20 protein-coding genes and 1 riboswitch are annotated in these 26,368 nt (G+C 70.7%); of the genes, 8 read left to right on the top strand and 12 right to left on the bottom strand.

Features of this window, described 5'->3' with window-relative positions; all coding sequences use genetic code 11:
• Positions 1-28: 28 nt before the first annotated feature.
• Both AC1Q87_RS10980 and AC1Q87_RS10975 read right to left on the bottom strand, forming a co-directional pair.
• On the bottom strand, positions 29-781 hold the full coding sequence (locus AC1Q87_RS10980) for a hypothetical protein (RefSeq protein WP_492608979.1): 753 nt from the start codon (positions 779-781) through the stop codon (positions 29-31).
• Positions 782-873: 92 nt separating this feature from the next.
• Positions 874-1,068 (bottom strand): DUF1674 domain-containing protein, encoded by a 195-nt coding sequence (locus AC1Q87_RS10975; protein WP_492608978.1) that lies wholly within the window; start codon positions 1,066-1,068, stop codon positions 874-876.
• 106 nt (positions 1,069-1,174) lie between these two features.
• Here AC1Q87_RS10975 and AC1Q87_RS10970 point away from each other — a divergent pair, with 106 nt between their 5' ends.
• Positions 1,175-1,579, top strand: a complete 405-nt coding sequence (locus tag AC1Q87_RS10970) for a nuclear transport factor 2 family protein (protein ID WP_492608977.1) — start codon at positions 1,175-1,177, stop codon at positions 1,577-1,579.
• A gap of 54 nt (positions 1,580-1,633) precedes the next feature.
• Here the strand turns inward: AC1Q87_RS10970 and AC1Q87_RS10965 are convergent, their stop codons facing one another.
• The gene (locus tag AC1Q87_RS10965; RefSeq protein ID WP_492608976.1) at positions 1,634-3,001 is read right to left on the bottom strand and encodes a metallophosphoesterase; all 1,368 of its coding nucleotides are present in this window, start codon (positions 2,999-3,001) and stop codon (positions 1,634-1,636) included.
• A gap of 173 nt (positions 3,002-3,174) precedes the next feature.
• Between AC1Q87_RS10965 and AC1Q87_RS10960 the strand changes: the two genes are divergently transcribed.
• From AC1Q87_RS10960 to purH, 5 genes are all read left to right on the top strand, one after another.
• A complete protein-coding gene (locus tag AC1Q87_RS10960; RefSeq protein ID WP_492608975.1) occupies positions 3,175-5,415 on the top strand; it encodes a TonB-dependent receptor in 2,241 nt (746 codons plus the stop codon).
• Positions 5,416-5,507: 92 nt separating this feature from the next.
• A complete protein-coding gene (locus AC1Q87_RS10955; protein ID WP_492608974.1) occupies positions 5,508-6,791 on the top strand; it encodes an RsmB/NOP family class I SAM-dependent RNA methyltransferase in 1,284 nt (427 codons plus the stop codon).
• A gap of 50 nt (positions 6,792-6,841) precedes the next feature.
• Positions 6,842-7,501, top strand: a complete 660-nt coding sequence (gene rpe, locus AC1Q87_RS10950; RefSeq protein WP_056024250.1) for a ribulose-phosphate 3-epimerase — start codon at positions 6,842-6,844, stop codon at positions 7,499-7,501.
• A gap of 4 nt (positions 7,502-7,505) precedes the next feature.
• On the top strand, positions 7,506-9,233 hold the full coding sequence (locus tag AC1Q87_RS10945; RefSeq protein WP_492608973.1) for a heparinase II/III family protein: 1,728 nt from the start codon (positions 7,506-7,508) through the stop codon (positions 9,231-9,233).
• Positions 9,234-9,460: 227 nt separating this feature from the next.
• Positions 9,461-9,546: riboswitch (ZMP/ZTP riboswitch) on the top strand.
• A gap of 29 nt (positions 9,547-9,575) precedes the next feature.
• On the top strand, positions 9,576-11,168 hold the full coding sequence (gene purH, locus AC1Q87_RS10940) for a bifunctional phosphoribosylaminoimidazolecarboxamide formyltransferase/IMP cyclohydrolase (protein ID WP_492608972.1): 1,593 nt from the start codon (positions 9,576-9,578) through the stop codon (positions 11,166-11,168).
• A 106-nt stretch (positions 11,169-11,274) separates the two neighbouring features.
• On the opposite strand, the gene AC1Q87_RS10935 is transcribed toward purH, so the two are convergent.
• The gene (locus AC1Q87_RS10935; protein WP_492608971.1) at positions 11,275-16,107 is read right to left on the bottom strand and encodes an NAD-glutamate dehydrogenase; all 4,833 of its coding nucleotides are present in this window, start codon (positions 16,105-16,107) and stop codon (positions 11,275-11,277) included.
• Between the two features lie 178 nt (positions 16,108-16,285).
• Positions 16,286-17,419 carry an AI-2E family transporter gene (locus tag AC1Q87_RS10930; RefSeq protein WP_492608970.1) on the bottom strand — a complete coding sequence of 378 codons (1,134 nt, stop codon included), beginning with the start codon at positions 17,417-17,419 and terminating at the stop codon, positions 16,286-16,288.
• 420 nt (positions 17,420-17,839) lie between these two features.
• On the opposite strand from AC1Q87_RS10930, the gene AC1Q87_RS10925 reads away from it, so the two are divergent.
• Positions 17,840-19,339, top strand: coding sequence for a helicase HerA-like domain-containing protein (locus AC1Q87_RS10925; RefSeq protein ID WP_492608969.1), 1,500 nt, complete (start codon positions 17,840-17,842; stop codon positions 19,337-19,339).
• Positions 19,340-19,341: 2 nt separating this feature from the next.
• Here the strand turns inward: AC1Q87_RS10925 and AC1Q87_RS10920 are convergent, their stop codons facing one another.
• Positions 19,342-19,755 carry a GNAT family N-acetyltransferase gene (locus AC1Q87_RS10920; protein WP_492608968.1) on the bottom strand — a complete coding sequence of 138 codons (414 nt, stop codon included), beginning with the start codon at positions 19,753-19,755 and terminating at the stop codon, positions 19,342-19,344.
• A 149-nt stretch (positions 19,756-19,904) separates the two neighbouring features.
• Between AC1Q87_RS10920 and AC1Q87_RS10915 the strand changes: the two genes are divergently transcribed.
• Positions 19,905-20,705: a class I SAM-dependent methyltransferase gene (locus AC1Q87_RS10915; protein ID WP_492608967.1), complete on the top strand. Its 801-nt coding sequence runs from the start codon at positions 19,905-19,907 to the stop codon at positions 20,703-20,705.
• Positions 20,706-20,887: 182 nt separating this feature from the next.
• On the opposite strand, the gene dnaA is transcribed toward AC1Q87_RS10915, so the two are convergent.
• From dnaA to mutM, 6 genes are all read right to left on the bottom strand, one after another.
• A complete protein-coding gene (gene dnaA / locus AC1Q87_RS10910) occupies positions 20,888-22,354 on the bottom strand; it encodes a chromosomal replication initiator protein DnaA (RefSeq protein WP_492608966.1) in 1,467 nt (488 codons plus the stop codon).
• A 407-nt stretch (positions 22,355-22,761) separates the two neighbouring features.
• The gene (rpsT, locus tag AC1Q87_RS10905; RefSeq protein ID WP_492608965.1) at positions 22,762-23,031 is read right to left on the bottom strand and encodes a 30S ribosomal protein S20; all 270 of its coding nucleotides are present in this window, start codon (positions 23,029-23,031) and stop codon (positions 22,762-22,764) included.
• A gap of 107 nt (positions 23,032-23,138) precedes the next feature.
• Positions 23,139-23,720, bottom strand: a complete 582-nt coding sequence (locus AC1Q87_RS10900; protein WP_492608964.1) for a DUF459 domain-containing protein — start codon at positions 23,718-23,720, stop codon at positions 23,139-23,141.
• A 2-nt stretch (positions 23,721-23,722) separates the two neighbouring features.
• Complete coding sequence (locus AC1Q87_RS10895) at positions 23,723-24,499, bottom strand: enoyl-CoA hydratase (protein WP_492608963.1); 777 nt, start codon at positions 24,497-24,499, stop codon at positions 23,723-23,725.
• A 34-nt stretch (positions 24,500-24,533) separates the two neighbouring features.
• Complete coding sequence (locus AC1Q87_RS10890) at positions 24,534-25,406, bottom strand: TraB/GumN family protein (protein WP_492608962.1); 873 nt, start codon at positions 25,404-25,406, stop codon at positions 24,534-24,536.
• Between the two features lie 8 nt (positions 25,407-25,414).
• Complete coding sequence (gene mutM / locus AC1Q87_RS10885) at positions 25,415-26,278, bottom strand: bifunctional DNA-formamidopyrimidine glycosylase/DNA-(apurinic or apyrimidinic site) lyase (protein ID WP_492608961.1); 864 nt, start codon at positions 26,276-26,278, stop codon at positions 25,415-25,417.
• Positions 26,279-26,368 lie beyond the last annotated feature (90 nt).

The following is a 26,368-nucleotide window of genomic DNA, read 5'->3' as shown; positions in this document are numbered from 1 at the left end:
CCTCCCCCAGCGGGGGAGGAACTAGGATCTAGCGCGGGGCGACGATCGGGGGGCGGCCGGGCAGGTCGCGCCAGCCGCTGTCGTACTCCGAGCGCCGCATGCCGACGAAGCGGCCGTCGGACGTGTACCCGCCATTCCAGCCTCCGCCCGGCCAGTAGCCGCCGGGCCAGACGCCGTCGGCCAGATAGCCGCCGACCCCGCTGGACCAGCTGGAGGACGAGGAGCTGTAGCTGACCTCGCCGCCGCCCGAGGCGCAGCAGCCCTGGCCGGGCCAGCCGTAGTTCTGCGAGGCGTAGCCGTAGGTGGGGATCTGGTAGCCGCCATAGCCGCCGCAGTTGCAGGGCATGGGCGGCGCATAGGCCTGGGCGTAGGACTGGTCGAAGGCCGGCGGCTGATAGACCTCGGGTCCGACCGCCTGGCGGCGGAACTCTTCCTCATAGTACTCGGGCCCGTTCGGGTCGCCGGAGCTGAAGAAGTAGCCGCCGTTCTGATCGTCGCCCCACGACTGGTAGTTGGGCGGCGGGCCGCCCTGCGGCGCAAAGCCCTGCGGCGCCGGGGCGAACCCCTGAGGGGCGGGCCTGAAGTCCTGCGGCGCCTGGCCCTGCATTGCTTGGCCCTGCATCGCCTGGCCTTGCGGCGCTTGACCTTGCGGCGCGTAGAGCTGTGGCGCCTGGCCGGGCGGCGCGTAGCGCGGCACATGGTCCTGGGGCACGGGCTGGGCCTGCGCCGCGCCGGCGGCCGCCAGGGCCAGACCGATGATCATGCCGGTCGATCGCCGCATCGTCGTCTCCGCGTTCGAAACCTGTCGGCGGCAGTCTAGGCGGGGCGCGCGTGCAGCGCGATGGTTTGCGCCTGTCGCGGGAACCTCAGGGTTTAGAAATCAACCGCTATGCCCTTGCGCTCCCAGTCGCCGAAGCGGGTCGGCTCGGGTCCGGAGGGGCCGCCGAGCTCGGCTTCGCGGGCGATACGCTCCTGTTCGGCGGCGTGGCGCGCGGCGGCCTCTTCCAGGGCGCGGCGGGCGGCGGGGGTCAGCACCTTCCCCGGGGCGGCGTTGGGCGGTTCGCTCATGAGAGGGAGATAGAGCCTCGCGGACCAGGGCGCCAGACCGCCGGTGGCGGAACCCCGCCGCCGACGCGGCGATTTCCATGCAGCGACAGATGCAAGGGAGACCCCGATGCCTGACCTGGCCAAGCCCACCTGCGACGAGATCATCGCCCTGGAGCGGTCCTATTGGGACGCGATGAAAGCCAAGGACGGCGGCCGCACCGCCGAGCTTTCGGGCGACCACAGCCTGGTGACCGGAGCCCGCGGCGTGATGAGCATCGCCAAGGACAAGATGGGCCAGATGACCGAGGAGGGCGGCTGGGCGCTCAACGCCTATGAGTTCGACGACGTCGAGGTCGCCACCCCGGCGCCGAACGTGGCGATCATCGCCTATACGGTGCGCCAAAACGTGACGATGGACGGCAAGACGGCCGAGTTGCACGCCGCCGACAGCTCGACCTGGGTCAAGGGGCCGAAGGGCTGGGAGTGTCACGCCCACAGCGAGACCTTCCTCGACGACAAGAAGGCCGCCTAGACAAAGCCCATTGTGGCGATCAGCGCCAACACCCGTGAGAGATGACGGCCGTGGCTAGGCTTGGCCGAGCAGGCCCTTGGCGGCCACCGCCTTGAGGCGCGGGCCTCCGATCTCGCGGAAGGCCAGGTCCTTGGCCCCGAAGTACTCGGCCTGGTTCGTGGCGTTCCAGTCGGTGGTGGCGATGCGGACGGTCTCGCCGGCCGGGGCCGCGATCTGCTCGCCGTAGAGGAAGTCGCCGTTGCGGTCGGCGAAGGGCGTCGCGCGGTCCTGGTTGGCGCGGGCCAGGAAGGCCGCCAGCCGTTCGCGCGACACCTCGGCGACCATCAGCTTGCCCTCGAAGCGGACCACGGCGTCGAAGGCGAAGCGCGAGACCGGGCCGGCGGGCAGGCCGGTCCCGAGCGTGGTGTGGCCGATGAAGCCGGCGTCGGCGCCGGCCGCCCTGGCCATGGCGGCGGCGACCGCGCGGCCGGTGTCGCCGAGCGACAGCGCCTTGGGCGAGGTCCCGAGCACGGCGCGTTCCTCGTCGGTGAGGGTGCGGGCCAGCACCGCGGGGATCAGCTCGGCCAGCGCCGGGGCCGGCGGGCGCTCGAGCGCGACCGGAACCGAGACCGCGTCGCCAGGACCGGCGGCGCGCAGGGCCACGGCGGTGTAGGCGTTGCTCCACGAGCCGGTGTGCACATAGAGGCTGGCACCCTGGCGGTGCTGGAACTGCAGGTGGTTGTGGCCGCCGATCATCAGCGTCCCGTCCGGCAGCAGCGGCAGGATTTGGCGGTCGGGGGCGACGCCGGCATGGCTCATGACCATGGCGAGGTCGGCGCCGGCCAGCGCCTGGGCGAGGTTGGCGCGGGCCCACTCGCCGGGAACGGGGATCTGCAGGGCCGGGCGGCTGGCGGCCGGATAGGTGTTGATCGAGTTGGTGCCGATCCCGACCACGCGCAGGGTGCGCCGGCCGAGCGGCAGGTCGGCCTTGGCCGGCGCATAGGGCGCGCCGGTGCGGGCGTCGACGATGTTGGAGACCACGCTCGCGCCCAGGCTGCGCAGGCGGGCGACGACCTCGGCGAGGTCGGTGGTGATGTCGTTGTCGTGGTTGCCGAGATTGACCACGGTCGGGGCGATCTTCGGCAGCGCCGCCAGGAAGGCCCAGTCGATCTCGCCGTTCGAGCGCACGGCCGCGACATTGCCGTGCTCGAAGATGTCGCCGTCGATGGCGATGACGTGCGGGACCTTGTGGGCGGCGACCTCGGCGGCCAGGGCGGCCAGCAGCTGGCCGGTGCGCTCATAGGCCGAGTGCAGGTCGGACATGGCCAGCACCCGCCCGAGCACGCGGCCGCGGGCGGCGGCGAAGGCCGGGCTGCTCAGCAGCGGGGCGGCGGCGAGGCCGGCGATCAGCCGGCGGCGGTCGGTAAGAAGCGCATGGGACACAAGCGCCTGATTTTCATCAAATCGGCGGTCAGGCAATGCGCGGCAGGACGCCGCAATGCGTGATTGCGGTCACGTCGTGAAAATTTCACGAGTCGAACGCCGTTTTGTATTGGCTCTTTTGTGCGCTGCAACGTAGGGCGGCGCCAATAATCCAAAACCTCGGGGATATACTCATGTCACGTCGTCTCGGCGCGTTGGCCTGCACGGTCAGCGGCCTGGCTCTTCTCGTCTCCACGCCCGCCCTGTCGCAGACGGCGGACACCGCCGACGCCGCCTACACCGTCGAAGACATCGTGGTGACGGCCCAGCGCCGCAGCGAAAACATCCGCGACGTGCCGTTCGCGGTCACCGCGGTGACCGAGCAGAAGCTGGCCCAGGTCGCGGCCGGCGGCGGCGACATCCTGTCGATGACCGCCCGCGTGCCCAGCCTGCAGGTCGAAAGCTCGAACGGCCGCTACGCCCCGCGCTTCTACATCCGCGGCCTCGGCAACGTGGACTTCGACTTCAACGCCTCGCAGCCGGTCTCGGTCGTGCTCGACGACGTGGTGCTGGAAAACGTCTTCCTGAAGGGCTTCCCGCTGTTCGACGTGCAGCAGCTGGAAGTGCTGCGCGGCCCGCAGGGCACGCTGTTCGGCCGCAACACTCCGGCCGGCGTGGTCAAGATCGACACCGTCAAGCCGACCAACGAATTCACCGGCTTCGGCTCGCTGGCGATGGGCAACCTGGGCGCCGTGCGCGCCGAGACCGGCGTGACCATCCCCGTCAACGACACCCTGCAGGTCCGCGTCGCCGGCCTGTGGAACCATCGCGACGACTGGGTCGACAACATGTACAGCCCCGCCTTCGCCGACCCGAACGGCAAGGACCTGGGCAACTTCGACGACCGCGCCGGCCGCGTGCACGTCGCCTGGCAGCCGACCGAGCAGCTGTCGACCCTGCTGACCCTGCAGGCCCGCGACTACGAAGGCACCGGCACGATGAACCGCGCCAACGTGCTGACCAAGGGCTCCAACGAGCTGAACGCCAACTTCGACCGCGAGCGCGTCTACTACGACGGCGGCCGCAACAACTTCCAGAAGCAGAAGACCCGCTCGGGCTCGCTGCAGGTGGCCTACGACTTCGGTCCGGCGACCCTGACCGGCGTGGCCGCCCGCTACTGGGGCGCCTCGGCCGGCGACGGCGACATCGATGGCGGCGTGGCCTCGGCCCCGACCGGCGCGCCGTGGAAGACGCCGTTCAACTCCGAGACCGGCACCCTGGACAGCGACCTGACCCAGGACACCTACGAGCTGCGCCTGGCCTCGAACGGCGACGGCGCGTTCGGCTGGCAGGTCGGCGCCTTCTACTGGGAAGAGCGCTTCAACCTGATCTCGGCGACCTTCAACGGCGTGGGCGGCCTGCAGCCGACCATCGTCACCGACATCGTGCAGGAGTCGGACTCCTGGTCGGCGTTCGGCCAGGGCTACTATCAGGTCAACGACGCCCTGAAGCTGACGGCCGGCCTGCGCTACACCGACGACAGCCGCGACTTCCGCGGCCAGCGCACCCTGGGCGCCCCGCTGGACGTCACCAAGGCGGTCGGCGACGAGCAGCTGAGCTGGGACGTCAGCGCGCTCTATGAGCTCAACGACGACTTCAACCTCTTCGCGCGCGTGGCCAAGGGCTATCGCGGTCCGTCGATCCAGGGCCGGATCGCCACCTCGAACGTGGTGACCACCGCCGATTCCGAAACCGTGATGTCCTACGAAGCCGGCTTCAAGGCCCGCCTCTGGGAGCGCCGCGCGACCCTGAACGCCACCGCCTACTTCTATGAAGTCACCGACCCGCAGTTCACGGCGATCGGCGGCGAAGGCAACTTCAACCAGCTGATCAACGCCGACAAGGGCGAGGGCTACGGCATCGAAATCGACGGCGACGTCTATCTCGGCGCCGGCTTCAACCTGACCGGCGGGTTCGCCTGGAACCACACCGAGATCAAGGACAGCGACCTGCTGGTGGCGTTCTGCGGCGCCAACTGCACCGTCACCGACCCGATCGTGAACGTCGGCACGACCCGCCGCGCGAGCATCAACGGCAACCCGTTCCCGCAGGCGCCGGAATACACCGCCAACATCGCGCTGGACTGGGTGCACACCCTGGCCAGCGGCGCGCAGCTGTTCGCCTCGACCGACTGGGTGCTGCAGAAGAACTTCAACCTGTTCCTCTATGAATCGGTCGAATTCCAGCAGGACACCGCCTTCGAAGGCGGGGCCCGCGCCGGCTGGCGTGCGCCGGAACTCGGTCTGGAAGCGGCGCTCTACGTCCGCAACATGACCGACGAGGCGAACGTCATCGGCGCCATCGACTTCAACAACCTGACCGCCTTCGTCAACGAGCCCCGGACCTTCGGGATCCAGGTGACGAAGCGCTTCTAAGCCTAGTGGCGGCCCGGCGGAGCCACGCGCTTCGCCGGGCCTGCGCCATACTGCGTCTTGCATCGCGGGCCCAATGAGGGCACGCACCGCCGGTGACCGAAGACCGTGACATCGGCCTGCCCGCCCGCCGGGCCGCCATCGACATTCTCGCTTCCGCCCTGGCCCGCCGCGCCGGGCTGGACGAGGCGCTGACCCGCCCCGCCTTCCGCAACCTCGAGCCCCGCGACCGCGGCTTCGCCATGGCGCTGGCCATGGCCACGCTGCGCCGGCTGGGGCCGATCGACCGCGCCCTGCAGGGCCGGCTGGCCAAGCCGCCGCCCGACGGGGTGGTCAACATCCTGCGGATCGGCCTGGCCCAGGCTTTCGTGCTGGAGACCCCGGCCTTCGCGGCCGTGACCACCAGCGTCGACCTGGCCGCCAGCCATTCCTCGACCCGCGCCTTCAAGGGCCTGGTCAACGGCGTGCTGCGCGGCCTGCTGCGCGAGCCGCCGGACCTCAACAACCCCGAAGCCCTCTGCCCGCCGTGGCTGCTGGCCCGCTGGAGCGCGGCGTTCGGGCCTGAGGCGGCGCTGGCCATGGCGGCGCTGATCGCCGACGAGCCGGCGACGGATCTCTCCCTGAAGTCCGCGGCCGACGCCGAGCGGCTGGCCGGCGAGCTGGAAGCCGAGATCCTGCCCGGCGCGACGCTGCGCACCGCCCGCAAGGGCGATGTCGCCGCTTGGCCGGCCTATGACGAAGGCGCCTGGTGGGTGCAGGACGCCAGCGCGGCGATCCCGGCCCGGCTGCTGGACGTGCAGCCCGGCGAGCGCGTGCTCGACCTCTGCGCCGCGCCCGGCGGCAAGACCCTGCAGCTGGCCGCGGCCGGCGCGCAGGTCGTGGCGGTCGACCGTTCGGCCGCGCGGCTGATGCGGGTGACCGAGAACCTGCAGCGCATGGGGCTGAGCGCCGAGATCGTCACCGCCGAGGCCGGCGACTGGGACGACGCGCGGACCTTCGACGCCGTGCTGTTGGACGCGCCGTGCAGCGCCACCGGCACCTATCGCCGCCATCCCGACGTGCTGTGGGCCGCGCGCCCGAGCGACGTCGCGGCGCTGGCCGGGGTGCAGAGCCGGCTGCTCGACTCCGCCGCGCGGCGGGTGACGCCGGGCGGACGGCTGGTCTACTGCGTCTGCTCGCTGGAGCCGGAGGAGGGCGAGGCGCAGATCGCCGCCTTCCTGAGCCGGCATGGCGACTTCAAGCTGGTCCCGGCCGCGCCGGGCGAGGGCGGGGCGCCGGAGGCCAGCCGGCTGGCCGACGGAACCTTGCGGCTGTTGCCGCATCATCGCCCCGGCGGGCAGGACGGCTTCTACGTCGCTCGCCTGCGACGCGAAGTTTAGTCGCCCCGACAACCTTGTCCCGAACTCCACCCTTGGCTAAGTCGAAGACCATGACCGCACCGATCATCGCCCCGTCCATCCTGGCCTCGGATTTCGCCAAGCTCGGCGAAGAGGTCGCGGCCATCGAAGCGGCCGGCGCCGACTGGGTGCATGTCGACGTCATGGACGGCCATTTCGTGCCGAACATCACGCTGGGTCCCGACATCGTGAAGGCGCTGCGCCCGCACGCGAAGATCCCCTTCGACGTCCACCTGATGATCGCCCCGGCCGACCCCTATCTGGAGGCGTTCCGGGAGGCCGGCGCCGACTATATCAGCGTGCATCCGGAGAGCGGCCCGCACCTCAACCGCACCCTGAAGCGGATCCGCGAGCTGGGGGCCAAGGCCGGCGTGGTGTTCAACCCCTCGACCGATCCCAGCGTCATCCAGTGGATGATGGACGAGATCGACCTGATCCTGGTGATGTCGATCAATCCCGGCTTCGGCGGCCAGAAGTTCATGCACTCGCAGCTGCGCAAGATCGAGGCGCTGCGCAAGATGATCGACGCCAGCGGCAAGCACATCGAGCTGGAAGTCGACGGCGGGGTGACCCCGGAGACCGCGCCGCTCTGCGTCGCGGCCGGGGCCACGGCGCTGGTCGCCGGCACCGCGGTGTTCAAGGGCGGCCCCAGCAAATACGCCGACAACATCCGCGCGCTGAAGGGCGGCTGACCGGGTGGCGGCTGCGCCCCCGAGGACCTTCAAACATCCGGCCGGCCTCTGGGGCCAGGCCCTGGCGGCCGGCGTGGTGCGTCAGGCCCGGCGCGACTGGGCCGGCTCGCCGCTGCATCGCGCGTTGCTGGCGCGGCCGCGTCCCGAGGGGCTGGCCGTCGCGCCGCGCGACTGGCGTCCGGCCGACGCCGAGGCGGGCCGCAAGATCCTGGCCGGCCGCTTCCTGTTCGCCGGCGTGCCCCTGGACGTCGGGGCCGGCGGCGATCCCTGGGATCGGCCGAGCCCGAGCCACGGCTTTGCGGTCGGACTGCACGGCTTCGACTGGATGCGCGACCTGCTGGCGCTGGGCGGCGAGGGCGCGACCGAGGCGCTGCGGCTGACGCTCGACTGGCGCGGGCTGTTCGGCAAGTGGAACGCGTTCTCCTGGAGCCCCGAGGTGCTGGAGCGCCGGGTGCTGCACCTGGCGTGCGGGGCCAAGGCGATCTGCGCCGGGGCTTCGGACCTGGAGGCCGGGCTGATCGCGCAGGACCTGGCGCGGCAGGCGCGGCAACTGCTGTCGGTCGCCGACGGCCCGGCCCGGGCGGCCGAGCGGGCCAGCGTCGCGGCCCTGGCCGGGGCCGCGCTGGGCGGCGAGGCCGGCGAGCTTTTGATGAAGCACGGGCTGATGCGGCTGGTCAAAGCGCTGCCGGTCAGCGTCGCGCCCGACGGCGGCCACGCCAGCCGCTGCCCGCGCGCGGCGCTGGAGCTCTTGTTCGACCTGCGGAGCCTGGACGACGCGCTCGAGCAGCGCGGCCGGCCGGCGCCCGAGGAGATGATGCGCGCCATCGACCGGCTGGCCGGGGCGGTGCGGTTCTTCACCCTGGCTGACGGGGCGCTGCCGGAGCTGCAGGGCGGCGAGGCTGGCACCCGGGCCTATGTCGCCGCCGCCAAGGCCGGCGGAAGCGGCGCGGTCGCCAAGCCGCCGGCCTCGCGCAACGGCTATCACCGGCTGGAAGGCCGCAGCCTGCAGATCCTGGCCGACGCCGCGCCGCCCGCCGCGGGCGCGTGGAGCGTCACGGCCTGCGCTCAGCCGCTGGCCATGGAGGTGCTGGCCGAGGGCCGCCGGCTGATCGCCGCCAGCGCCTGGTCGCCCGAGGCCGCCGGTCCGCAGGCGCTGCGGCTGGTCGACGCGTCCTCGACCCTGTCGATTTCGGACGAGGCCTGCGGCGAGCCGCTGCGGGGCTTCCGCGCCGCCGCCCTGGGGCCGCGGCTGGTCGGCGCCTACGGCCACGTCGAGGCCCGCCGCTACGAGACCGAGCAGGCGCTGTGGCTGGAGCTGGCGCACGACGGCTGGGCGCGGCGCTTCGGCCTGCGCCACGAACGGCGGCTCTATCTCGACCTGGCGGCCGACGAGCTGCGCGGCGAGGACATGCTGGTGCCGGTCAAGCCGGGCGACATGGGCGAGGCGGGCCGGCGGTTCATTCCGTTCAAGGTGCGCTTCCACGTGCATCCCGACGTCAGCGCCAGCCTGGCGCGGGACGGGAAAAGCGTGCTGCTGCGCGGCGGCGAGGACGACCACGGCTGGTGGCTGCGCAACGACGCGCAGTCGGCCGACATCGAGACCGGCGTCTACTTCCAGGACGGCAAGCCGCGCCGCACCCAGCACATCGTGCTGCGCGGCCAGGCCCGGGCCGAGAGCGGCGCCAAGCTGCGCTGGAAACTGGCGAGCGCGGCGCCGGCGGCGGCCGGCTGAGGCTGTAGACCCCCTCACCCCGACCCTCTCCCCAAGGGGGCGAGGGAGATCTGAGCCAGATGCTCCCCTGCTGGGGGAGCTGTCAGCGAAGCTGACTGAGGGGGACTTTGACTCCTGCCTTGAGAGCGGTCCCCCTCCGTCTCGATGCTGCGCATCGATCCACCTCCCCCAAGAGGGGAGGATCTGTCTGCCGCATTGACCCCGGCCCGTGCGGGGCCTAAGTCGGCGGCGTTCCGTGTGACTGGCGAAATCTAAGGTGGGCGACCACCGGGGAGCGCGGGACCTCATCACGCCGCTCGCCTGGGCATTTTCCTTTTTGAACCCTTCGAAGGAGACTGCGCCGTGCCCGCCGCCCCGAATTTCCCGCCCGCTCCCGACCGCGTCGTTCCCAAGCGCGCGCTGATCTCGGTCTCCGACAAGACCGGCCTGATCGAGGCCGCCAAGGCGCTGGCCGCGGCCGGTGTGGAACTGGTCTCGACCGGCGGCACCCGCGCGGCGATCGAAGGCGCCGGGCTGGCCGTGAAGGACGTCTCGGACCTCACCGGCTTCCCGGAGATGATGGACGGGCGGGTGAAGACCCTGCACCCGATCGTGCACGGCGGCCTGCTGGGGGTTCGCGACGCGGCCGAGCACGCCAAGGCGATGGCCGACCACGGCATCGGCGCCATCGATATCGTCTATGTGAACCTCTACCCGTTCGAGGCCACGGTCGCGAAGGGCGGGAGCTTCGAGGACTGCGTCGAGAACATCGACATCGGCGGGCCGGCCATGGTCCGCTCGGCGGCCAAGAACCACGGCTATGTCGCGATCTGCACGGAGATCGCCGACCTGGAAGAGGTGCTGGGCGAGCTGAAGGAGGCCGGCTCGACCTCGCTGGTCCTGCGCAAGACCCTGGCCGCCCGCGCCTACGCCCGCACCGCCTCGTACGACGCGGCGATCTCGGCCTGGTTCGCCCAGGCGCTGGGCGACGAAGCCCCGCGCCGCAAGGCCTATGCCGGCGAGCTGGTGCAGACCATGCGCTATGGCGAGAACCCGCACCAGAAGGCGTCGTTCTACCGCTTCGCCAACCCGCGCATCGGCGTGGCGACGGCCAGGCAGCTGCAGGGCAAGGAGCTGTCGTACAACAACATCAACGACACCGACGCGGCCTATGAGCTGATCGCCGAGTTCGACCCGAAGGCGGCGCCGGCCTGCGCGATCATCAAGCACGCCAACCCCTGCGGCGTGGCCACCGGCGGCTCGCTCGCCGAAGCCTACGAGCGGGCCCTGGCCTGCGACCCGACCAGCGCGTTCGGCGGCATCGTCGCCCTGAACACCAAGCTGGACGCGGCCACCGCGGCCAAGGTGCTGGAGGTGTTCACCGAGGTGGTGATCGCGCCCGACGCCGACGAGGACGCGATCGCCCTGTTCCGCAAGAAGAAGAACGTCCGGCTGCTGGTCACCGGCGGTCTGCCCGACCCGCACGCGGCCGGCGACACCTTCCGCTCGGTGGCCGGGGGCTTCCTGGTCCAGAGCCGCGACACCGCCAACCTGACGGCGGCCGACCTGAAGGTGGTGACCAAGCGCGCGCCCACCGACGAGGAGGTGCGCGACATGCTGTTCGCCTTCACCATCGCCAAGCACGTGAAGTCGAACGCCATCGTCTATGCCCGCGGCGGCCAGACCCTGGGCGTCGGCGCCGGCCAGATGAACCGCAAGGACTCGGCCCGGATCGCGGCGCTGCGGGCGGCGGACTTCGGGCTCGACCTGAAGGGTTCGGCGTGCGCCTCGGAAGCCTTCTTCCCGTTCCCGGACGGGCTGCTGCAGGCGGCCGACGCCGGCTGCACGGCGGTGATCCAGCCGGGCGGCTCGATCGGCGACGACAAGGTGATCGAGGCGGCCGACGAACGCGGCATCGCCATGGTGTTCACCGGCGTGCGGGTGTTCAGGCACTAGGCGGCGGAGAGCCCCCTCACCCCAACCCTATCCCCCAAGGGGGCGAGGGAGTCGTTCTAGAGAAACGCCGCGGATCGAGGGTGATCCGCGGCGTTTTCGTTGGGCGCTACTTCGCCTCGACGTTCGCCAGTTCGCGCAGGGCGGCGTTGGCGATGGTGAGTTTGGCGAAGGACCAGGCGCCGCCGGAGGCTTCGATCTCCTCGACCGCCTTGCGGGCGGCGAGGGCGACGTCGCGGCGCTCGGTGGTCCAGGCGACGATGGCGGCCTGGGCGGCCTCGTCGTCGGCGCCGGCCTTGGCGTCGTCGGCATAGGCGATCACTGCGCGGGTGACGGCCGTCTGTTCGGCCAGCAGATCCTCGACCAGGCGGCGGACGGCGGTGCGCTCGAAGGCGTCGCCGGCCGTGAAGCCGCCGGCCGCCGCGCGCAGGCGGTCGAAGGCGAAGGCTGCGCCGACCTGGTGATAGAGGCGGGCGGCCGCCTCCAGCTTCCAGTTCGAGGCCTCGGCGAGGTCGACGAGGTCGACCGCCACGGTCAGCGGCTGGAGGCCGGCGACCTGGCGGGCCAGGGCTTCGGGCGCGCCGGCGTCGGTCAACCGCTTAACCTGGGCTTCCAGGCGTTCGCGTTCGACCGCCGACAGGATGTCGGGGATCAGCTTCTTGAGGCTGGCCGCGCCCGGGCCGTAGCGCTTGACCAGGGCGTCGACGCCGAGGCCGCCGCGGGCCGCCCGGCGGGCGAGCCAGAAGGTCTCGCCGCGCAGGGTGTAGGCCAGGCGCCGGTAGAGGGCCATCTGGCCGGCGGCCGGGATCTGGCCGTCGAGGGCCGAGACCTGGTCCCAGGCGGCCGGCACGCCGAGCACCGCCTTGGCGGCCTCGTAGGCGGTGACGAAGGCGGTGACGTCGCAGGACGCCGCCGCCATCAGCCGGGTCGGGAACGACGGGCCGCAGCGGTTGATGGCGTCGTTGGCGACGACGGTGGCGATGATCTCGCGGCGCAGGCGGTGACGGCGCAGGGCGTCGTCGTACTTGCGCACCCCCTTGGGGAAGTAGCCTTCCAGCAGGTCCTCGAAATAGGGGTCGTCGGCGACCGGGCTGTGGGCCATGTCGCCCTTCAGCTCCAGCTTGCCGTAGGCCAGCAGCACCGCCTCCTCCGGACGGGTCAGGCCCTTTCCGGCCTGGCGGCGTTCGGCGATGACGACGGCGTCGGGCAGCCCCTCGACCGCGCGGTCGAGCTGACCGCGGCTTTCCAGGTGGGCCATGTAGCGGGCGTGGGGCTCGAGCTCGCCGGCCGCGTCCAGGTCCATCAGCGAGAGCGCCAGGGTCTGGTCGTAGTTGTGGTCGAGCACGTGGTCGGCGACGTCGTCGGTCATCGACTTCAGCAGCTTGTCGCGTTTCTTGCGGTCGAGAACCGCGGTGCGCTCGAGCATGCCGGTGAGGATCTTGATGTTGACCTCGTGGTCGGACGAGTCGACCCCGGCCGAGTTGTCGATGGCGTCGGTGTTGACCCGCCCGCCGCGCAGGGCGAACTCGATGCGCCCGGCCTGGGTGAGGCCGAGGTTGGCGCCCTCGCCGACGACCTTGACCCGCAGGTCGGCGCCGTTGATGCGGATGGCGTCGTTGGCCTTGTCGCCGGCCTCGGCGTTGGTCTCGCGGCCCGCCTTCACATAGGTGCCGATGCCGCCGAGATAGAGCAGCTCGGCCGGGGCCTTGAGGATCGCGGTCATCAGCTCGGACGGGGCGAGGCTGTCGGCCTCGACGCCGAGCATGGCCTTCACTTCCTTGCTGAGCGGGATCGACTTGAGGCTGCGGGCGAAGACGCCGCCGCCCTTGGAGATCTTCTTGCGGTCGTAATCGTCCCAGGACGAGCGCGGCAGCGCGAACATGCGCTGGCGCTCAGTGAACGAGGTCGCCGGATTGGGATCGGGGTCGAGGAAGATGTGACGGTGGTCGAAGGCGGCCTGCAGGCGGATCTGCTGGCTGAGCAGCATGCCGTTGCCGAACACGTCGCCGGACATGTCGCCGACGCCGACCACGGTGAAGGGCTCGGACTGGATGTCCTTGCCGAGCTCGCGGAAGTGGCGCTTGACCGCTTCCCAGGCCCCGCGGGCGGTGATCGCCATCTCCTTGTGGTCGTAGCCGGCCGAGCCGCCGGAGGCGAAGGCGTCGCCCAGCCAGAAGCCGTAGGACTCGGCGATGCCGTTGGCGATGTCGGAGAAGGTCGCGGTGCCCTTGTCGGCGGCCACGACCAGGTAGGGATCGTCGCCGTCATGGGCGACGACGCCGGCCGGGTGGATCACCTTGCCCTCGGGGTCGAGGTTGTCGGTGATGTCGAGCAGGCCGGACAGGAAGGTGGTGTAGGCGCGGACCGCCTCGGCGCGGATCACGTCCGGCGCGCCGCCCTTGGGCAGCTGCTTGGGATAGAAGCCGCCCTTGGAGCCGACCGGCACGATCACCGCGTTCTTGGTCTGCTGGGCCTTCACCAGGCCGAGCACCTCGGTGCGGAAGTCGTCGCGGCGGTCGGACCAGCGCAGCCCGCCGCGGGCGACGGGCCCGAAGCGCAGGTGGATCCCCTCGATGTGCGTCGCCCAGACGAAGATCTCGCGATAGGGCTTGGGCAGCGGCAGGTCGGCCAATTCGCCCGACGCCACCTTGAAGCTGATGTACGGCTTGGGCTGACCGTCGTCGCCGAGCTGGTAGTAGTTGGTGCGCTTGATGGCGCCGACCAGCAGCGCCAGGCGGCGCAGGACGCGGTCGTCGTCGAGGCTGTCGACCTGCTGCAGGGCCTGGACGATCTCGTCCATCACCGCCACGGCCTGGGCCGTGCGGGTGGGCAGGTCGGCGTCGATGGCCGGATCGAACTTGGTGCGGAACAGGTCGAGGATCAGCCGCGCCACGCCCGGATGGTTGGAGAGCGCGGTCTCCTGCACCCGCTGGCTGGGATCGAGGCCCGACTGCTGGCGATAGCGGGCGAGCGCGCGGATCAGCGCCGCCTCGCGCCAGGAGATCGACAACTCCAGCACCATGCGGTTGAAGCCGTCGCTCTCGGTGTTCCCGGTCCAGACGGCGGTGAAGGCGTCCTCGAAGGCGGTCTTCACGTCCTCGAACACCAGGTGCTCGCCGTGCTGGTCGTCGAGTTCGAACTCGTGGACGTAGACCCGGCGGCCGCCGGCCGGCATCACCGGGTAGCCGCTCTCGACCATGGCCTTGAGGCCCATGTTCTCGAGGATCGGCAGCACGTCGGCGAGCGGCGCGGGCGAGCCCGGGCGGTAGAGCTTGAAGCGCAGCTGGGTCTTGGAGTCAGCGGCGCGGCGGAAGGCGCGGATGCGCACGCTCTCGCCGGGCTTCAGGCTCTCGATGATCGCGATGTCGGCCAGGGCCTCCTCGGCGTCGTAGCGCTCGCGGTAGCCGGCGGTGAACGCCTCGGCGTAGCGGGCGACCATGTCGGCGACCTGGGCCGTGGCGCGGCCCGAGGCGCGGACCGCGGCGGCGAAGCGGTCTTCCCAGGTCCGCGCGGCGGCGGCGATCTGGGCTTCCAGCGACTTCAGGTTCGGCTCGGCGTGGTGGCCGGGCTGGACGCCGATGATGAAGTGGACGCGGGCCAGCGGGCTGTCGTTGAAGGCCGGATAGTAGGCCGAGACGCGACCGCCATAGGCGTCGGCGAGGATCTCGCCGGCGCGCTGGCGCAGGTCGGAGTCGTAGCGCTCGCGCGGCACGAACAGCAGCACCGAGGCGAAGCGGTCGAACGGGTCGCGCCGCTCGAACAGCCGCACGCGCGGCCGATCGTAGAGGTGCAGAATGCCGAGCGCGGCGGCCAGCAGGTCGTCTTCCGAGGCCTGGAACAGCTCGTCCCGGGGATAGGTCTCGAGGATGTTGCGCAGGCGCTTGTCGTTGTGGCTGCCCGGGGCCTTGCCGGCGCGGGCCAGGACGTTGGCGACCTTGGCGCGGACCAGCGGCACGGCGTGGGCCGGCTCGTCATAGGCCTCGGCGGTGAACAGGCCGACGAAGCGGATCTCGCCGGCCGGCTTGCCGTCGGCGCCGTAACGCTTGATGCCGACATAGTCCATGTAGCCCCGGCGGTGGACGCGCGAGCGCAGGTTCGACTTGGCGACGATGACCGGGTCGGAGGCGAGGCTGGCCTGGACCTGGGCGGTCAGCAGGGCCGGTTCGGAGGAGCGGCGCAGCACGGTGCGGGCCGGGTCGCGCAGCACGCCCAGGCCGTCCTGCGGCTGGAACAGCGGCTCTTCCTTGGCGTAGCCGCCGTCCTTCAGGCGCGGGTACTCGTAGACCCGGGCGCCGAGATAGACGAAGTGCTCGTCGCGCAGCCAGCGCAGGAATTCGAGGTCTTCGTCGCGGGTCGGGCCGGCCGGGGCGTCGTGCAGTTCGGCGATGGTGCGGGCCATCAGCTCGAGCATGGCGGGGAAGTCGTCCACCGCCGCGCCGACGTCGGCCAGGGTCGCGCGCAGGCCCTCGACCAGGGCGGCCTCGCGGTCGGCGCCGACCCGTTCGAGGATCACCTGGATCATGGATTCCCGGCGGGGCGAACCCTCGGCCAGGCGCGCGCCCTTCTTGTCGCGGGCGACCTCGACCACAGGGTGGAACATGGCGCGGACCGACAGGCCCTGATCGGCGATCTCGCCCATCACGCTGTCGACCAGGAACGGGGCGTCGTCCTGCAGGATCTCCAGGCGCTCGAGCCCGGGGGCCCCTTCGACCGGGGCCAGGCGGATGATCGGGGCGTCGCCCTTGCGGGTCGCGGCGAAGGCCCAGAAGTCGGCCAGCTGCGCGGCCAGCGCCTTGCCCGGCAGTTCGGGGATCTCGTCCGGGGCGGCGTCTTCGGCCGCCTGGCCGATGAAGGCGGCGGCGGCGGGCTCATCGCCGGCGAGCGCGGTGAAGGCCGAAACCAGCGCGCGCTGGGCGCTGGTCAGCTTGGGTCGCTTGCTCATTGGAAGGCCCCCCAAGCGAGGGCGCCGCCGGAGGAGAGAGTCCGGCGGCGCGTGGCTCCGCCTTGGGGGGAAAGGCGGAGCGCTTGGGGCTCGCAGCGGCCGGAGCCGCATTGAATTCGGGGGGCGCCCGAACGGACCTTAGATAGGGAGGAAGCGAACAAGTTGAAGGCCTTGATTTTCAGTCTGGGGTTTCACGCTTGCGTGACGGGGGGCGGGTGCGTTTCGCCGCCGGTTTCTCGGCCGGGACGATGGCGTGGCGGTCGCGGAGCTTCTCGGGCTGGCCGTCGGCCGACAGCAGCACCGCCAGCCAGCGGGTGCCGTCGAACTGGGCCAGGATGACCATGACCATGACGGTCAGAGGGGTGGAGAGGAACATGCCGGTCATGCCCCAGATCAGGCCCCAGAAGGCCAGGCTGAGCAGCACGACGATCGGGTCCATGTTGAGGCTGTCGCCCTGCATGCGCGGCAGGATGATGTTGCCGACCACGAACTGGATCGCCTGCAGCACGGCCAGCAGGATGATGGCCGGCCAGAAGCTCTCGAACTGGATGAGGGCGAACACCGGCGGGGCCAGGATGCCGACCGCGCCGCCGATCACCGGGATGTACGAGGCGATGAAGATCAGGAAGGCCCAGAACACCGCGTTGTCGAGCCCGACCGCCATCATCGCGATCCACGAGGCGACGGCGATGATCAGGCCGGTGACGGTCTGGACCCAGAGGTAGAGCTCGACTCCGTCGCGGATGCGGCGGAAGGCGCTCATCGCCTCGTTGCGCTCGGCGTGGTGCGGGAAGAGGCCGACCACCTTGCGCTGGAAACCGCGCCGGGCGGCGATGATGAAGCCCAGATAGATCAGGATGAAGAAGGCGTCGGAGGCGAAGCCCTGCAGGCCCTTGGCGAAGTCGGCCAGGTAGGCGCTGGGGTTCAGCTGGGCGAACAGCTCATTGAGCGTCGGCGGCACGTCCATGCCGAGCAGGCCGGCGATCTGAGCGATGAGGTTGTTGAGCCGCGGGGTGTAGGTGACCAGCTGGCCGACGAAGGTGCTGGCGTTCTCGGCGATGATCACCCCCGAGCCGCCGAACAGCAGCACCGAGAGGACGATGGCGGCCGGCAGCGCGGCCTTCTCGCTGACCCAGGGCAGGCGCTGGCGGATCACCCGGGCGAAGCCGTCGATCATCACCGCCAGGAATACGGCGAGCGCCAGGGGGGTGAGGATCCCCCGCAGGAGGTAAAGCGCAAGACCGGTCGCGATCACCGCCAGGATGACGAGTGAGACGCGGACCGTGTGGGACTCTGAAGCTCGGACGGACATGAGATCTTTTTGCGGTGGTGGTTCCCCGAGACTGTCAGTGTCAGGGCCTGCCGCGTCAATTTCGACCATCCCTACCCCGGTTCGACCGACGTGGGGAGTGTCTATGCCGATAAGACGCGCTCCTGCGGTTTATCCTCACCGCTTCCGCAGAAAATTCGGCAATGAGTTTTCGTGAACGCTGTTCAGCAACAGGAGGAGATGCCTGTGGACGGAGCGGTTCAGGTCCTCCCCTTTTGGGGGAGGGTGGCGCGCGACGCGCGACGGAGGGGGCCTGCTGAGTCAGAAGTCCCCCTCCGTCAGCCGGCCGGCTGACAGCTCCCCCAGCGGGGGAGCAATGGCGATCACGCTTTGAAAACAGCCTATCGCCGCGGGGCGTCCGGCCCGCTAGCTTCGCCGGATACGAACCTTGCGGAGCTCCCCATGTCCGACGGCGTCCTGATCGGTTTCTCGGATCACCTCGAAAACCTGCTGCTCAACCGGGCCAACCGCCACGGCCTGGTCGCCGGGGCGACGGGGACGGGCAAGACCGTGACGCTGCAGGTCCTGGCCCAGGGGCTGTCGGACGCCGGGGTGCCGGTGTTCGCCGCCGACGTGAAGGGCGACCTCTGCGGTGTCGCCCAGCCCGGGACGCCGAACGCCAAGTTCGAGGAGCGCGCCAAGCTGATGGGGCTGACGCTCAATCCGCAGGCCGCGCCGACGGTGTTCTGGGACCTGTTCGGCCAGCAGGGCCACCCGATCCGCGCGACGGTGTCGGAGATGGGGCCGCTGCTGATCTCGCGGATGCTCGACCTCAACGACGTGCAGGAGGGCGTGCTGACGGTGGTGTTCCGCGCCGCCGACGACGAGGGGCTGCTGCTGCTGGACCTCAAGGACCTGCAGGCGGCGCTGACCTTCGCCTCCGAGAACGCCAAGGAGCTGGGCGCCAAGTACGGCAACGTCTCGCCGGCGACGGTGGCGACCATCCAGCGGAAGCTGCTGGTGCTCGAGGACCAGGGCGGCGGCGGCTTCTTCGGCGAGCCGGCGCTGCAGCTGTCGGACATCATGCGCACCGACGGCTCGGGCCGCGGGTTCGTCAACATCCTGGCCGCCGACAAGCTGATCGCCAGTCCGCGGCTCTATGCGACCTTCCTGTTGTGGCTGATGAGCGAGCTGTTCGAGGAGCTGCCCGAGGTCGGCGATCCGGAGAAGCCGCGGCTGGCGTTCTTCTTCGACGAGGCGCACCTGCTGTTCCGCGACGCGCCCAAGCCGCTGCTGGAGAAGGTCGAGCAGGTGGTGCGGCTGATCCGCTCCAAGGGCGTCGGGGTCTATTTCGTGACCCAGAACCCGGCCGACATCCCCGAGACGGTGCTGGGCCAGCTGGGCAACCGCATCCAGCACGCGCTGCGCGCCTATACCCCGACCGAGCAGAAGGGGCTGAAGGCGGCGTCAAACTCGTTCCGCGCCAATCCGGCCTTCGACACCGCCGAGGCGATCCAGGCGCTGGGCGTCGGCGAGGCGCTGGTCAGCGTGCTCGACGAGAAGGGCGCGCCGACCGTGGTGCAGCGGACGCTGATCCGACCGCCGGTCTCGCGGCTGGGGCCGATCACCCCGGCCGAGCGGGCGGCGATCATGGCCCAGAGCCCGGTGCGCGGGCTCTATGACGTCGCCAAGGATCGAGAGAGCGCCTTCGAGGTGCTGAAGGCGCGGGCCGCGTCAGCCGCCCAGGCGGCCGAGGCGCCGCCGGCCGGCGGTTCGCCGTGGGGCGGGCAGCCAGCGCCGGCCCCGGCCCCGCGCGGTCGGGCGCCGGCCGCGCCGCGGCCGCGGGCGTCGAACCGCCAGTCGATGGGCGAGGCCTTCACCAAGTCGCTGCTGCGCCAGGCCGGCAGCACCATCGCGCGCGAACTGATGCGCGGCATCCTGGGCGGCATGAAGAAGCGGTAGGGCTAGCGGATCGAGAAGGCCATGCCGATCGAGGCCGGGGCGGTCGGCTTGAAGCCGTACTGGGCGTAGAGACGCCAGGCTTCGCCGTCGGCGATCAGGCTGACATAGGCGCCGAGCGGCGCGGTCTGGCGCAGATTGTCGACGATGCGCTCGACGATCGCCTTGCCCAGGCCCTGGCCCTGATGGGCCGGCTCTACGGCGATGTCGACCACCTGATAGAACAGCCCCCCGTCGCCGACCACGCGGCCCATCCCGACGACCTCGTCGCCCTTGCGGATCTGCACGGCGAACAGCGTGTTGGGCAGCCCGGCCGCCGCGGCTTCGGCGCTCTTCGGGCTGAGGCCGGCCGCGACCCGCAGCCGGCGATAATCGTCGGCCGAGGGCGTCGCGACGACCAGCTGGTATCCGTCCGTCATCGTTGGCTCCGTCTGGACATGGGGGCGGCTGTCGCCGGCGGGCGTTCTATCGCGGCGAGGACCGGGGCGTCGATGTCCCGCGGCCGGCGAGCCCGAGGTCATTTGGCCAACCCGTGTTATGCTCGCGGCGGTTCAGCTGGGAGCGCGCGATGACGGACGCCGCCTTTGTCGGTTCGATACCCGATCTCTATGAGCGCTATCTGGGGCCGATGCTGTTCGAGCCCTACGCCCGCGACCTGGCGCGGCGGTTCGAGGGCTTCGAGGGCGACCTTCTGGAGACCGCCGCCGGCACCGGGCGGGTGACGCGGGCGCTGGCCAAGGCCGCGCCGCGGGCGAGGATCCTGGCCACCGACCTCAACCAGCCGATGCTCGACACCGCCGCGGGGCTGACGGCGGCCGCGAACGTCGCGTGGCGACAGGCCGACGCCCAGGCGCTGCCGTTCGCGGACGCCAGCTTCGACGCCGTTGTCTGCCAGTTCGGGGTGATGTTCTTTCCCGACAAGGCGGCGGGGTTTGCGCAGGCGCGGCGGGTGCTGCGGCCGGGCGGGCGGCTGGTGTTCAACGTCTGGGACGACATCGCGGCCAACGAGATTTCGAAGGTGGTCGGCGAGGCGGTGGCCGAGCTGTTTCCCAAGGACCCGCCGCGGTTCCTGGAGCGGACGCCGTTCGGCTATCACGACCACGCGACGATCGCCGCGGCGCTGACCACGGCCGGGTTCGCCGCGCCGCAGTTCGACGTGGTGCGGCTGGAGCTGCGCTCGCCCTCGGCGGCGGACGCGGCGACCGGGCTCTGCGCCGGCACGCCGTTGCGCGGCGAGATCGAGGCGCGCGATCCCGAGGGCCTGGACTCGGCGACCGAGGCGGCGACCGCGGCGCTCACCGAGGCCTTCGGCGGCGGTGAGATCGTCGGCTACGGCCAGGCGGTGGTGGTGAGCGCGGGGGTGACCTGATGTCATCCCGGTTTGCACAGCAAGACCGGGATCCATGAACACCTGATGGTCCAGGATGTGGCGCTGTCGGCGCCAGATGACGGAGGCGGCGGCAATGGGTCCCGGACAGCCGCTGCGCGGCTTCCGGGATGATAACATGAGCTTGCGGCGATCCACCCTCCCCACGAGGGGGAGGGAGAGCGCTAGCCGCGCAGTTTGCGCAGCAGGACGTCGAGGTCGCGGGCGATCATCGGGTCTTCGGCCTTGAGGGCCTCGATGCGGCGCACGGCGTGCAGGACGGTGGTGTGGTCGCGGCCCCCGAAGCGGCGGCCGATATCCGGCAGCGAGCGGGTGGTGATCTGCTTGGCCAGCCACATGGCGACCTGACGCGGACGGGCGACGACGCGGGCGCGGCGCTCGGAGATCAGGTCGGCCTGCTTGAGCTGGTAGTGCTCGGCCACGGTCTTCTGGATCTGGTCGACGGTCACCCGGCGCTCGTTGCAGGCCAGGTTCGGGCGCAGGATCGCCTGCGCCTCGTCCAGGGTCATGCGCGAGATCTCGCCGCCGACGCGGGCGACCAGGGTGTTGAGCGCGCCTTCCAGTTCACGGACGCTGTCGGTGAAGCGGTCGGCGAGGAACTGCAGCACCTCCGGACGGGCCGAGGGCACGAACTTGCCCTGGGCCGCGAGGGTGGCGAGCTTGCGCTCCAGAATGCCGAGGCGAAGGCTGCGGTCGGCCGGCTCGATGCCGCAGACCAGGCCGGCCTGCAGGTGGCTGCGCAGGCGCGGCTCCATCTCCTGGAGTTCGGCCGGCGAGCGGTCGGCGGTCATCACCACGCGGCGGCCGTCCTCGACCAGGGCCAGCAGGGTGTGGAACAGCTCTTCCTGGGTCGATGACTTGCCGGCGACGAACTGGACGTCGTCGATCAGCAGCAGGTCGGCGTTGCGCAACTCGTCCTTGAAGGCGGCGGTCGAGCGGTCCTGCACGGCCTTGACGAAGGTCGAGGTGAAGCGCTCGGCGGTGATGTAGACGACGCGCTTCTCCGGGGCCGACTGCATGGCCTCCCAGGCGAGCGCGTTCAGCAGGTGGGTCTTTCCGAAGCCGTAGGGGCCGTGGAAGATCACCGGGTTGAAGTGGCCGTCCGACCAGGCCGCCACGCGGCGGGCCACGGCGAAGGCGAATTCGTTGGCCGGACCGGCGACGAAGGTCTCGAAGGAGAAGCGGTCCTGCAGACCCTGCTGGCGGCCGGCGCGGCCGACGACCGGGGCGCCGGCGCTGGCCAGCGGCACTTCGATCTCGATGACGGCGCCTTCCGCGAGCGGGGCGGCCATCGGCTCGGCCTTGAGCACCACCGGAGCGGCCGGAGCGCTCGGGGCCTCGGCCTCGTACTCCATGCGCGATTTCAGTTCGAGGTTGCGGCCCATCGGGTCGTTCTGAGCCCAGAGCTCGCCGATGCGGCGCCAGGCGTGGCGGCGGATCCAGTCGCGGGCGACGCCGGTCGCGGCGACCAGGCACAGCTCCTCGCCGCGCTCACGCAGCGCGGCCTGACCCAGCCACGAGCCGAAGGTGGCCTCACCGAGTTCCCGCTTCAGCGCGGCGCAGGTCGTCGACCACACGGCCGCCGCTTGCGTCTCGACAACAGAACTCGCAACGCCCCCAGCGGCCATCATTCCAACCTCTTTCATCGTCATCCGTCAGCGCCCCCGCAGCGGAACAACTTTGTTCAACAAACACAAAGCCTTAACCGGCGAGCGCAATGCCCCCGCCGCCGCCTTTTTTCATCCGAGATCAGATGGAAGGACGTCTTGAGACTTGTCACCCTAGTCAGGACGACTAGGGGGTCAACGCTGATTCTTCGCCCCGTCGACGGATATTTTCGTTGACTCAAATCCAGGCCTCGCGCGGCAAGGGAATCTGGATTTCAACGTTCCGTTAACTGAGAAGTCTCGCCCCAAACGTGCATGGTTGTGCCGAGCACAAAATAAAACGCCCGCGGGTCCATCAACCCGCGGGTGTCCCGAAATTCCGTAGTTTTAAAGGGAGAATGCGGCCAAGCTCGAAGCCTGGCCGTTCAACCTCAGGCCGCAGCCATCTTCTTCAGCTGGGCGGCCAGGCGCGAGACCTTGCGCGAACCGGTGTTCTTGTGAACGACGCCCTTGGTCACGGCGCGCATCAGCTCCGATTGAGCTTCGACGAACGCCGTCTTGGCGGCGGCCGCGTCGCCCGAGGCCAGGGCCTCTTCGAACTTGCGCAGGTAGGTGCGCACGCGCGAGCGGCGAGCCTTGTTGACTTCGGTACGGCGGGCGATCTTACGGACCGCCTTCTTGGCGCCGGGCGTGTTGGCCATGTGTCAGCTCTCGATACGGATCGCGCCCGAGCCAGAAACCCGGGCGGGCAAATTGGAGGCGCGGATATACGGGACAGCGCCGCGCGGGTCAATGCGCTGTGGATGCTTTAATCGATCAGGGTGAAGGCGCGCCAGGCGGGATGCGCCGCGACCAGGTCGGCCATGCGCTGATAGCCGCCGGCGCCGGGGTGGGCGCCGTCCCAGGCCAGGGCCTCGGCCCGCCACAGGCCGTCCGCTTCCAGCGGCTGGAAGACGTCGATGAACGGCACCTTGAGCCGCGCGGCCAGTACCTTGAGGTTCTCGTTGAGGCTTTCCAGCCGTGCGGAGACGCCGGGATCGGCCATGGGCGGCGGGCCGACCAGCAGCACCGGGCAATGGGCGTCGGCGCCGGTCAGCATCGCCAGGGCGTTCTTCATGGTCTGGGCCTGGGCGACCCGGGGCGCGCCGTCCTGCGGATGGCAGTCGTTGGCTCCGAACGAGAAGACGATGCGCATCGGCTCGTCGTCGGTGAACCGCGGCGTCGCCTCGGCGCGCCAGCGCGCGGCGATGTCGCTGGAGGTCTCGCGGCGGACGCCGAGATTGTAGAGGGTGATCTCGCGGCGTCCGAGCAGGGCGCGGCCGATCCAGCCCAGATGGTCCGGATCGCCGGCCCCGGCGACCATGGAGTCGCCGAACGCGATCAGCCGCACGCTCAGGAACCCTTGAAGTCGGGTTTGCGCTTCTCGACGAAGGCGGCCATGCCCTCCTTCTGGTCGTCGAAGGCGAACAGCGAGTGGAACAGGCGGCGCTCGACGGCGACGCCGGTCGACAGCGTGGTCTCGTAGGCGGTTTCGACCAGTTCCTTGTTCATCATCACCGCCAGCGGCGACTGGCCGGCGATCTTGGTCGCCGCGGCCATGGCTTCGCCGATCAGCTGGTCGGACGGTACGACACGGGAGACCAGGCCCGAACGCTCGGCCTCGGCGGCGTCCATCATCCGGCCGGTGAGGATCATCTCCATGGCCTTGGACTTGCCGACGAAGCGGGTCAGGCGCTGGGTGCCGCCGATGCCGGGGGCGACGCCGAGATTGATCTCGGGCTGGCCGAACTTGGCGCTCTCGGCGGCGATGATGAAGTCGCAGAGCATGGCCAGCTCGCAGCCGCCGCCCAGGGCGTAGCCGGCGACCGCGGCGATGATCGGCTTGCGGAACTGCTCGATGCGGCGGGCGCTGGCGCCGAAGAAGTCCTGCTTGAACATCTCGGCGTAGGTCTTGGTCGACATCTCCTTGATGTCGGCGCCGGCGGCGAAGGCGCGGTCCGAGCCGGTGATCACCAGGCAGCGGACGGCCTCATCGGCCTCGGCGACGTCGAGGGCGGCCGAGAGCTCGGCGAGCAGCTGGCTGTTGAGGGCGTTGAGCGCCTCGGGCCGGTTGAGGCGGATCAGGGTCACGCCTTCAGTCGTCTCGACGATCAGGGTCTCGTAGCTCATGGCAGCCCTCGCTGGCGATGTCGGTCCGCCGGGATTAAGGCCCTTCGACGCTGTAGCCAAGGGCGCGCAGCCGGGCGGGCAGGCCGTCATGGCCGACCAGGTGGCCGACCCCGACCACGACCACCGTGCGGCCCGAGCCGTCGAGCCGGGTCTTCAGGGTCTTCAGCCAGCGCTCGTTGCGCTCGGTGACCAGGCGGGCATAGAGCCCCGGCGCGGCGGCGCGCAGCGGCCCGAGCACGTCCTCGTCGAGCGCGCGCAGGTCGCCGGCCATCCAATGGGCGATCAGCTCGTCATAGGCCTTCGGGTTCTCGTTCAGCTCGACCAGGCTCTGTTCCAGCGAGGCGATCTGCTGGGCCAGCGGGGCGGCGTCGAAGATGGCGATCTGTTCTTCCGGGCTCTCGAAGGCGCGGCGCTGGGCCGAACCGGGGGCCGCGGCCGAGAGGGTCTTCTCGACGCCGGAGCTGGCGTCGGCGCCGGCCTTCTGGAACTGGGCGCCGGCCAGGACCACCTCGGCGAACCACGGCTCCAGGCGGTCGAGCACGGCCATCGAGACGCCGAGGTCGGCGACGGCGGTCGCCAGCCGGGCGCGGCCCTCCGGCGAGAGCATGGCCGACAGCGACTGATCCGGCGGCAACATGCCGTTGGCGGCGGCGAGCTGGGCGACCTTGGCCTCCGAGGCCGGATCGATCGGCAGCTCGAACCAGACGTCGTCGGCCTTGGCCAGGGCGGCGTCCAGCTGCGCCGGCCGCCAGTCGAGCCCCGGCGGCAGGACGTGGACCGAGCCGAAGATGACCAGTTCGGAGTCGGCGTCGCGCACGGTCCAGACCGGGGGGCGGGCCTCGGCCTCGGCGACCGAGCAACCGGCGAGCAGCAGGCCGGCGAGCGCGCCGAGCAGACGATGGGTCATCGGGCGGCTCACTTCTGGCAGGTCGGGCAATAGAAGGTGGAGCGGCCGGCCTGGACCTCGCGGGCGATGGTCCCCTTGCAGCCGGCGTTGGTGCAGGGCTCGCCCTCGCGGTCGTAGGCGCGGAAGCGGTGCTGGAAGTAGCCGAGCGCGCCGTCGGCGGCGGCGTAGTCCTTCAGCGTCGAGCCGCCGGCCTCGATGGCCTCGTTCAGCACGTCGCGGATGATCTCGACCAGCGGGCCGAGCTTGGCCGGCTTGATCGATCCGGCCGGCTTCAGGGGCGAGATCTTCGCCCGGTTCAGCGCCTCGCAGACATAGATGTTGCCCAGGCCCGCGACCACGCGCTGGTCGAGCAGCAGGGTCTTGGGTCCCTGCTTGCGACCGGCGAAGGCTTTGATCAGGCGTTGGGCGTCGAAGGCCTCGGAGAGCGGCTCTGGGCCAAGGCCGGCGAACCAGGGGTGCTGGTCCAACGCCGCGGTCTCGATCAGGTCCATGTAGCCGAAGCGGCGCGGGTCGTAATAGGTGACGCGCCCGCCGTCGTCGGCCTCGAACACCACGTGGGCGTGCTTGGGATCGGGGTCGGGGGCGTAGTGGAATTCGCCGGGGCGCTGGTAGCCCTCGGGCTGGGCGATCTCGAAGCGGCCGCTCATGCCCAGATGCATGACCAGGGTCTCGCCGCGGTCGAGCACCGCCATCAGGTACTTGGCGCGGCGTTCGAGGCGCTGGATGGTGGCGCCGGTCAGGCGCTGGACGAAGCCGTCGGGGAACGGGAAGCGCAGGTCGGCGCGGCGCGCCTCGACCCGCGACAGGCGACGGCCTTCGAGCACCGGCTGCAGGCCGCGCCGGACGGTTTCGACCTCGGGCAATTCAGGCATGGCCTTGAAGTGGCATTTCGGGCGGGCCGGGACAACCTTTGCCGCGGCGGGGCCGTGGTCCCCCTCACCCCAACCCTTCTCCCCCAAGGG

The sequence above is a fragment of the Phenylobacterium sp. GW823-FHT02A09 genome (assembly GCF_058797775.1).
Note: the sequence above shows the minus strand (reverse complement) of the source record. Positions and strands in the feature narration are given on the sequence as shown.